The sequence below is a fragment of the Neobacillus dielmonensis genome (assembly GCF_000612665.1).
In the GTDB taxonomy this organism is placed as follows: Bacteria; Bacillota; Bacilli; order Bacillales; family Cytobacillaceae; genus Neobacillus; species Neobacillus dielmonensis.
In genome coordinates this window covers 38,195-47,242 of record NZ_HG942025.1, presented here as the reverse complement: position 1 = coordinate 47,242, position 9,048 = coordinate 38,195, and the positions used below count along the sequence as shown (strand labels likewise).

Annotated in this window: 8 protein-coding genes and 1 riboswitch; of the genes, 2 read left to right on the top strand and 6 right to left on the bottom strand. The window is 40.8% G+C overall.

Going from position 1 to position 9,048, the window contains the following annotated elements; all coding sequences use genetic code 11:
• Positions 1-388 precede the first annotated feature (388 nt).
• The gene (locus BN2425_RS01580; RefSeq protein ID WP_042454352.1) at positions 389-1,684 is read right to left on the bottom strand and encodes an NCS2 family permease; all 1,296 of its coding nucleotides are present in this window, start codon (positions 1,682-1,684) and stop codon (positions 389-391) included.
• 90 nt (positions 1,685-1,774) lie between these two features.
• Positions 1,775-1,876, bottom strand: a riboswitch (purine riboswitch).
• A gap of 206 nt (positions 1,877-2,082) precedes the next feature.
• Here BN2425_RS01580 and BN2425_RS01575 point away from each other — a divergent pair.
• On the top strand, positions 2,083-2,406 hold the full coding sequence (locus BN2425_RS01575) for a winged helix-turn-helix transcriptional regulator (RefSeq protein ID WP_042454350.1): 324 nt from the start codon (positions 2,083-2,085) through the stop codon (positions 2,404-2,406).
• A 64-nt stretch (positions 2,407-2,470) separates the two neighbouring features.
• Here the strand turns inward: BN2425_RS01575 and fsa are convergent, their stop codons facing one another.
• The 5 genes from fsa to rpiA form a co-directional block, all read right to left on the bottom strand.
• A complete protein-coding gene (fsa, locus tag BN2425_RS01570) occupies positions 2,471-3,130 on the bottom strand; it encodes a fructose-6-phosphate aldolase (protein ID WP_042454348.1) in 660 nt (219 codons plus the stop codon).
• 20 nt (positions 3,131-3,150) lie between these two features.
• Entirely contained in the window at positions 3,151-4,050 is a 900-nt protein-coding gene (gene gnd, locus BN2425_RS01565; RefSeq protein WP_042454346.1) for a phosphogluconate dehydrogenase (NAD(+)-dependent, decarboxylating), read from the bottom strand.
• 18 nt (positions 4,051-4,068) lie between these two features.
• Positions 4,069-6,063 carry a transketolase gene (tkt, locus tag BN2425_RS01560; RefSeq protein ID WP_042454345.1) on the bottom strand — a complete coding sequence of 665 codons (1,995 nt, stop codon included), beginning with the start codon at positions 6,061-6,063 and terminating at the stop codon, positions 4,069-4,071.
• Between the two features lie 13 nt (positions 6,064-6,076).
• Positions 6,077-7,591 carry a glucose-6-phosphate dehydrogenase gene (gene zwf / locus BN2425_RS01555; protein WP_042454343.1) on the bottom strand — a complete coding sequence of 505 codons (1,515 nt, stop codon included), beginning with the start codon at positions 7,589-7,591 and terminating at the stop codon, positions 6,077-6,079.
• Positions 7,592-7,663: 72 nt separating this feature from the next.
• Positions 7,664-8,335, bottom strand: a complete 672-nt coding sequence (gene rpiA, locus BN2425_RS01550) for a ribose-5-phosphate isomerase RpiA (protein ID WP_042454342.1) — start codon at positions 8,333-8,335, stop codon at positions 7,664-7,666.
• Between the two features lie 309 nt (positions 8,336-8,644).
• Here rpiA and BN2425_RS01545 point away from each other — a divergent pair, with 309 nt between their 5' ends.
• Positions 8,645-8,914, top strand: a complete 270-nt coding sequence (locus BN2425_RS01545) for a hypothetical protein (RefSeq protein WP_052352742.1) — start codon at positions 8,645-8,647, stop codon at positions 8,912-8,914.
• The last annotated feature ends 134 nt before the right edge of the window (positions 8,915-9,048 follow it).

Sequence of the window (9,048 nt, the reverse complement as noted above, 5' to 3'; positions counted from 1 at the left end):
CGCCGAGGAGGCTCCCCGGCACGCCCGCGGAAAGCGAAGCACCTGGAGCGGAAATCAATAGGCCCCATTGCAGGCGATAATCAATTCTAAAAATCATATTTTAATTCAAGTAAAATGAAAAATTGCCGAGAAAAATAACCTTTCTCGACAATCTGAGAGCCCGACTGGGCTCTCTTTCTTTATCATCATCCAATTTACCATTGTTATTTTGCCGTAGTACAGTTCTTTGATTTATATAAAAATGTAAAAAAGTGCAGTTCCACTGTTTTCTTAAAGTAGACTCAGTTAAACGATAATGTTGAACTTTTTAACTCTGTTGATTGGAGCGGAAATCAATATCAGAGCCTTATTGCAAAAGAACCTGCACCATGAATCGATTAAATTTTAATTAAATGACATAGGCAAAATAGCCAATAAAGAGTAGGCAAAGCACATACATGATCGGATGAACCTCTTTTGTCTTTTTCATCGCCATCATACTAATCGGATAAAGGATAAAGCCGAGGGCAATACCTGTTGCCACACTGTAGGTTAAGGGCATCATAATAATCGTCACAAAGCTTGGGATGACAATCGCAAAATTGTTCCAATTAATCTTGCTGATTTCAGTCGCCATCATCGCACCCACAATAATTAAAGCAGGCGCTGTCACCTCAGGTGTAACAATCGACAGCACTGGTGAGAAAAATAAAGAAATCATAAAACAGGCTGCAATAATCACTGATGTAAAGCCTGTACGCCCCCCAACGCCAATTCCGGCAGACGACTCAACCATAGAAGCTGTCGTTGATGTTCCTAAAACCGCTCCGATTACAGCTGATAATGAATCGGCAAGTAAGGCTTTCCCTGCATTAGGAATTTCATTGTTTTTCATAAGCCCCGCTTGGCTGGCAATGGCAATCAAAGCACCGGCGGTATCGAAAAATGCCACAAACAAAAAAGTAAAGATAACAGCTAGCACTTTCGGGCTAAACACGTCATCTAAAGCGCCAAAAACCGCGCCAAAGCTTGGTTCGAGACTTGGGATTTTTCCAATAATCGCTTTTGGCGGTTCAATGGTACCAAAAATGATCCCAATAATCGTGGTTACCACCATTCCGTAGAAAATCCCGCCTTTTACTCCCCTATTTAGAAAAATAAACGTAATAATAAAGCCAACAATGGCAAGCAAGGTGGTAGATGATTTAAGGTTCCCAATCGCTACAAAAGTAGCATCACTTGATACAACCAGTCCGGCATTTTTTAATCCGATAAAAGCAACGAAGAAGCCAATCCCACCAGCGATGGCATGTTTTAAATCTTGTGGAATAACATTTATAATTTTTTCACGGATTTTCAATAAGCTTAAAATCATAAACAGTACGCCTGCAATAAAAACACCTGCCAGTGCAGTTTGCCATGGGATGTTCATGCCAATACAAACGGTAAAGGTAAAGAACCCATTCATCCCCATACTTGGCGCAATCCCAATTGGATAATTGGCAATCAGTCCGATTAATAAGGATCCAATAATTGCGGACAAAGCTGTGGCTGTAAATAATGCCCCCTTATCCATTCCGGTTTGGCTTAAAATCACAGGGTTGACCACTAAAATATAGGCCAATGATAAAAAGGTAGTGACTCCCGCAATACTTTCCTGCTTATAAGACGTATTCCGTTCGGAAAATTGAAAGTAATTTTTCATAATAGGTCCTCCGAATCTAGTAAATTAAAAAATCCTCCGGCAAAAGCTGCCGAAGGATGAGTCTGCAAAGGACAAAAAAACGTATGAATACGTCTAATTTGTGCCCCTTGTAGACAGGCTATTTCCGGCAGCCTGGTAGAGACGTTCAAGCCATATTCTTGAACTTATACAAGGTAAAATGTTATATGAATATAATATTAAAATCATATCAGCGTTACAGTAAGTAGTCAATAGCGACAGTTATTTTCAGTTTATTTAATTTAATAATCCCCTGTTCAAAATTTTTTCAAAAAAATGTGACTTTTAGCCTTTTTTAGCTGTCGATAAGCGGTTACAATAAGTATATAGGAAACAATAAATACCCAAATTAGAATATAGAAATAAAAAGGAGTGGCAAGATGGCCGAGGAAGTAAATCTTTGCCCTAAGGTTGAAAGAACTTTTGAATTAATAGGAAAAAGATGGACAGGCTTAATCATATATGTATTATTGAGCGGGCCAAAGCGCTTCAGTGAGATTAATACAATGATACCAGACCTTAGCAAAAGAATGCTGACGGAGAGAATGAAGGAATTAGAAGAGCACGGAATTGTGATTCGAAATGTCATCCCTGAACGACCTGTTAGGACAGAATATGTATTAACACAAAAAGGAAAAGAACTTGGAAACATTCTAGGACCAATAAAAAACTGGGCCGACAATTGGATAAAGGATGAAAAATAATTTTATGATACAAACACCCTTATCTACAAAGATAAGGGTGTTTGTACATTTGTTGATAGCTTGTTTAAGCATTTTTCCAATCTGCAGCAAATCTTTCAATGCCTTGGTCAGTTAACGGATGTTTCGATAACTGTTCAATCACTTTAAATGGAATGGTGGCAATGTGAGCCCCTGCCAATGCGACACGAGTTACATGGTCAGGATGACGGACAGATGCTGCAATGATCTGGGAATCAATATTTTGGATACGGAACAATTCAGCAATCTTTGCAACAAGCTGAACACCGTCCTCACTTATATCATCTAGACGGCCCAAAAATGGAGAAACATAGGTTGCTCCAGCACGTGCTGCCAAGAGGGCTTGGTTAACCGTAAAGATAAGGGTAACGTTTGTTTTTACCCCTCTTTTTGTAAGATAACGGCATGCCTCTAAACCATCCAAAGTCATTGGGAGTTTAATGGTGATTTTCTCGTCTCCCCCGTTAATTTTAATCAATTCGTTTGCTTCTGCAATCATTTGCTCAGCAGTTAGAGCGTTTGGAGTTACTTCAGCTGATACTGATTCTGCATCAGGTACGATATTTAGAATTTCGGCAATCCGATCTTCAAATTTCACTCCTTCTTTTGCAACCAATGAAGGGTTTGTCGTAACGCCTGATAAAACTCCGATTTTATAGGCTTTTTTAATATCATCTATATTAGCGGTATCAATAAAAAATTTCATGTACTTACCTCCGAGATCTATTATTTATTTGCTTTTTCGACCGCATGTCCGCCAAACTCATTTCTTAATGCAGCAACCACTTTTCCCGTAAACGTGTCGTTCTCTAAGGAACGGTAACGCATTAACAACGATAGGGCAATGACAGGTGTAGCCGTTTGAAGATCAAGGGCTGTTTCCACTGTCCATTTGCCTTCACCAGAAGAATGCATGATTCCTTTGATTTCATCCAAATGCGGGTATTTAGAGAACGCGTTTTCGGTTAACTCCATCAACCATGAACGGATCACTGAACCGTTATTCCAAACTCGAGCCACTTTTTCATAGTCATAATTGAAATCACTTTTTTCCAGAACCTCAAATCCTTCCCCTATCGCTGCCATCATCGCATATTCAATGCCATTATGAACCATCTTGAGGAAGTGACCGCTGCCTGCTTTGCCAGCATAAAGATAGCCATTTTCAACAGACGTGTCTTTGAAAAGAGGCTCGACGATTTCCCATGCTTCTGGGTCTCCGCCAACCATATAGCATGCACCATGACGAGCGCCTTCCATACCACCTGAAGTTCCGGCATCCATAAATCGGACACCCACTTCCTTCAACTCGTTATAACGTTGGACAGATTCTTTGTAATGGGAATTTCCTGCCTCAATAACAATATCCCCTTCATTCAGAAACGGCAGGATTTCGCCAATGACCGAATCAACCACAGCATGCGGAACCATAATCCAAAGGACTCTAGGCTGTTCTAGGGATTGAACTAGCTCTTTAAAGCTAGAGGCGCCTTGCGCTCCATACTTTTTCATTTCTTCCACTGCATTCGGGTTCACATCGAATGCCACCACTTCATGATTGTGCTCAATTAAATTTTGCCCCAGGTTAAAACCCATTTTTCCTAGGCCGATTAAACCTAACTTCATGTTTCATTTCCTCCACGCTTACTTATTTAAAATTAATTTGGCCAGATGGACGACATTTTCAGTTGTAAAACCAAAATGCTTCATGACAGAACCGCCATCACCGGAAGCACCAAACGACTCAATAGAAAGCACTTTTCCTTCCAAACCAACGAATCGTTCCCATCCTAAGCGGATACCCATTTCAATTGCTAAACGCTGTTTGACTGAAGAAGGCAGTACCGCTTCCTTATACTCATCGGACTGTTGTTCGAATAATTCCCAGCTAGGCATAGCGACCACACGAACTGCAATTTTTTCTTTTTCCAGCTCAGCTTTAGCATTTGCCGCCAAAGAGACTTCAGATCCTGTGGCTATTAAAATGACATCTGGGTTCGAATTAGTTTCGGCGAATACATAAGCACCCTTGGATACATGGTCCAAATTAGCTTTTGTTTCGTTATATACCGGCAGGTTTTGACGGCTTAATATTAACGCCACTGGTCCTTCTGTTTGTTGAAGAGCATATGCCCAAGCGCTTGCTGTCTCATTCGCATCACTTGGTCTGATGACCGTTAAGCCTGGAATGGCACGAAGGGCAGCCAATTGTTCTACCGGTTCATGTGTTGGCCCATCTTCCCCCACTGCAATCGAATCATGTGTAAATACATAAATGACCGGAAGTTTGGATAATGCCGCCAAGCGAATAGAAGGCCGCAAATAATCATTGAATACGAAGAATGTGCTGACAAATGGCTTCAAACCGCCATGATAAGCCATCCCGTTGGCTGCAGCACCCATGGCATGTTCTCGGACTCCGAAATACACATTGCGTGCACCATACGATTCAACGGCGAAAATCTGTTCCCCATTGATTTCCGTCATCGTGGAATGGGAAAGGTCTGCACTGCCTCCAAAAATCGCCGGCACTGTTTTGACAAAATGATTAATTGCTTGTCCGCTTGCCACCCGAGTCGATACAGCTTTGCCGCTATCAAACGTTAAAATATCATTGGCATCGATCAACACTTTTCCAGAAATTGCATTGGTTAACTGTTCTGCCAGTTCCGGATGCTGTTTTTGGTATGAAGCAAACAACTGGTTCCAGCTTTCTTCCATCTCGGTTCCTTTTTGCTTTAATTGTTCAAAATGGTCTCTGACTTCTTGTGGAACATGGAAGTCTTCTTCAAACAGCCAATTGTAAGCTTTTTTTGTTGCTGATGCCTCCTCAGCCCCAAGAGGTGCTCCGTGGGCCTTATTGGTTCCTGCAACCTTCGGGCTTCCGTATCCAATGATGGTTCTGATTTCAATCAAGCTTGGCTGTTCAGTATTTTCTTTTGCCGATTGGATTGCCTTTGTAATCGCCTCAATATCGTTGCCATCTTCTACTCTTAAGTAGTGCCAATGGACTGCTTCTGCCCTTTTCTTGATATCTTCGGAAAAGGATACGTTCAATTCACCATCAAGGGAGATATCGTTGGAATCATATAGAACTACGAGTTTCCCTAACTTCATATGTCCTGCCATTGACATGGCTTCATATGAAATACCTTCCATAAGGTCGCCGTCACCAACTAATGCATAGGTGTTATGGTCAATGACAGGGAAACCTTCTTGATTAAATTTAGCAGCTAAATGGGCTTCTGCCATTGCCATACCCACCGCATTAGCAATACCTTGTCCAAGTGGGCCAGTGGTCGCTTCTACACCAGGAGTATAACCGAATTCAGGATGTCCTGGTGTTCTGCTGCCTAATTTTCTGAAGCTCTTTAAGTCATCAATAGAAACACCATATCCAAATAAATGCAGTAAGCTGTATAACAGACTGGACCCATGCCCTGCAGATAAAACAAAGCGGTCGCGGTTAAACCATTTTGGATTTTTAGGATTATGATGCAGATGGTTCGCCCATAGAGCGTACGCCATTGGCGCCGCACCCATCGGCAGGCCTGGATGGCCAGAATTAGCCGCATTTACGGCATCAATGGATAAGGTCCGAATGGTTGTCACTGCTAAATTGTTGATATTTTGGGACATTTCTTATTTCCTCCTACTTTTGAAGTTCAGTCTCTTTCTTATCTTCTTCCGATTTTTTATCCAGCCACCATGTAAATCCATCATCAGCGATCAAAAGCTCGGCCGCATGTGGTCCGTAGGAACCGGATGTATATTCATGAAGAGGCAACGCATTTTCTTCAAAGGCATCCAAAATCGGCTGAACCCATTGCCAAGACAATTCAACCTCTTTCCAATGGGCAAAGAAGGTAGAATCCCCAATTAAAGCATCATAGATGAGTCTCTCATAAGCCTCAGGCACACCAGAACCATTAGGCACAGAATCTTCGCATGAGATACTGATGTTGACAGGTTCTATTTTCCCATTCACTGGACTTCTGCCATTCAATTGCAAAGTGACGTTTTCATCTGGACTGATTTCAATTATTAAAAGATTAGGCTCTACTTTTTGGTCTTTGTTATAAAGGAGCTTTAAGGTATTTTTAAATTCAATAACAATCCGAGTGGACTTCTCTTTCATTCGCTTTCCAGTCCTTATATAAAATGGCACCCCGCTCCAAAAAGGATTATCAATCCATAAACGGGCAGCCACGAAGGTATCTGTCTGTGACGCTGGGTCCACACCAGGCTCTTCTCTATACCCCGCTACCTTTTTCCCATTGAGTTCACCTGCTCCATATTGGCCACGAACAACCTCGGATGCAGCCTCTTCCTTTTTAACTGGACGAAGGGCTTCCATGACTTTTCGTTTCTCATTACGAATTTCAGTGGCATTTATCTTGTAAGGCAGGTTCATCGCAGTCATCATAAGCATTTGCAGCATATGATTCTGCACCATGTCGCGAATCGCACCAGAATGATCGTAATAACCAGCTCTTTGTTCTACTCCAACCGTTTCACTTGCGGTAATTTGAACATTGGCAATATGGTCTTTATTCCAAATAGACTGGAGGACAGGATTAGCAAATTCCAATGCTTCCAGATTTTGCACCATGGGTTTTCCTAAGTAATGGTCAATCCGATAAATCTCTTCCTCATCAAATGCTCTGCTAAGCCTTTCATTAAGCTCCCGTGCAGAAGCAAGGTCGTGGCCAAACGGTTTTTCGATGATTAGTCGTTTCCAGCCTGTAGTAGTGCCAAGCCCACTATTTTTTATATTTAAGGCAATTAAATCAAAAAGTTCTGGTGCCACTGACAGATAAAACATGCGATTTTCAGGGATTTTCAATTCATCTTCTCTTTGTTTGACTACCTGCAGAAGTTTCTGAAAATCCTCTTGTTTGTTTACATCTAGCGTAGAGAAACGAAAGGCCTCCAAGAAGTCTCCCATTTCGTTAGCTTCATGTTCTAGACGACGTGAAAACTCCAGGACAGATTGTTTCACTTTTTCATGAAAATCTTGATGAGATAAATTGCCTCTTCCAAGTCCAATAACGGATATCGGTTGAGGCAGCTTTTTATCAATATATAAATTATAAAGAGCAGGATAAATTTTTCGTTTAGCCAAATCCCCCGTTGCTCCAAATAATACAAATGTCATTGATTCCATGCTATTTCTCCCTCATTGTTGAAAAAATACTTAACCCAAACTATAAAATATTGTTCCACTCCGGCAGCTTTCCTATTTTCGCAAATTTATGTCAATTTCTTTACTGGCATTCATGGTAATGACCAAATCAGCCATTTCAACAAATAGACCATTATCGATCACACCGGGTATCAGATTTAGGTCTTTCTCTAATATTGCCGGATTGGAAATCGTTTGAAAGCTGCAATCTAGGATATAATGTCGGTTATCTGTCTGATAAGGGTTCCCCTCTTGTAACCGTAATTTTGCGGAACATCCAAGTTCCTCTATATATTTGCTGGTCATTTCTACTCCAAATGGCAGTACTTCAACTGGTAGTGGGAAAACTCCGAGCTGATTGACCATTTTTTGTGAGTCGGCGACCACGATGAAAGTGTGTGCCGCTTTCGCGATAATTTTCTCGCGCAAAAGAGCACCTCCGCCCCCTTTTATGAGGTTATATTCAGGATTCACTTCATCAGCACCATCAATGGCCACATCAATATGGTCAATTTCATGGAATGAAACGAGTGGGATGCCTAATTCTTTAGCTAATTTTTCTGTTTGTTTAGAAGTAGGAATGCCTCTTATTGAGAGTCCTTGCTGGACTAATCTTCCTAATTTAAGGAGGGTATAATATACTGTAGAACCTGTACCAAGTCCTACTACCATTCCATCCTTAACAAATTCTGCCGCCTTTTCTCCAACCTCTTTTTTCTCATTCAAGGAAATTTGCCCCTTTCAAACATGATTCGGAGATAGGCTTTGATATAAGCCTCTACTTGTTTATAGGCAAATTATCTCCCTTTATTTTGCGATTATCCCACTATAGGTAGAGGTTTTATTAGCATCAAATGCAATTTTATTACTAAGTAACTTTTAATAACCATGGTTATTTTCGTAACCATAATACTCTTACTGATTTTAACCGTCAAGAAAACTACTCACAGGAAAATGAACCAGACTGCTTATAGCTGCCACAACCTCATTTCTTTAGAGTAATTGGTATAATTCAGTATAAAAGGGGTGCTATAATTGATTAGTAAATTATTCATTGTTTTCACCGGAATTGGGATCCTGTTACTTGGGTCATCTTATATTTTTCATGGCATTCTTGACCTGCTTGTGTTTTCGGGATTTGTTCTATTATTTTTGGGGCTAGTAGTAAGTTTTGCTGCGATGTTCAGAAAAGAACAAGGAAAAATGAAGTTTTTAGCAGTTGGAGCCTTTTTCCTGTTTAGTTTTGTTGTAACTTGGATTGACTCATTCCAGATTTTAAGATTGTTTACTTGGATTAAAAATTGATAACAGAAAACGCAAGGTTGCCCTTGCGTTTCAGATTGTAGACAAAAGGCCTTCCGAATGTCCCCATTTGGGTGACTTTTTCTAATTATGACCCTTTTTACCATTGATTTTTATTCCAACCGACCCCTTTGGGG

Bases quoted from the DNA above. Each gene is read 5' to 3' on its own strand.
- BN2425_RS01580 (WP_042454352.1), bottom strand. From the start codon at position 1,684: ATGAAAAATTACTTTCAATTTTCCGAACGGAATACGTCTTATAAGCAG.
- BN2425_RS01575 (WP_042454350.1), top strand. From the start codon at position 2,083: ATGGCCGAGGAAGTAAATCTTTGCCCTAAGGTTGAAAGAACTTTTGAA.
- fsa (WP_042454348.1), bottom strand. From the start codon at position 3,130: ATGAAATTTTTTATTGATACCGCTAATATAGATGATATTAAAAAAGCC.
- gnd (WP_042454346.1), bottom strand. From the start codon at position 4,050: ATGAAGTTAGGTTTAATCGGCCTAGGAAAAATGGGTTTTAACCTGGGG.
- tkt (WP_042454345.1), bottom strand. From the start codon at position 6,063: ATGTCCCAAAATATCAACAATTTAGCAGTGACAACCATTCGGACCTTA.
- zwf (WP_042454343.1), bottom strand. From the start codon at position 7,591: ATGGAATCAATGACATTTGTATTATTTGGAGCAACGGGGGATTTGGCT.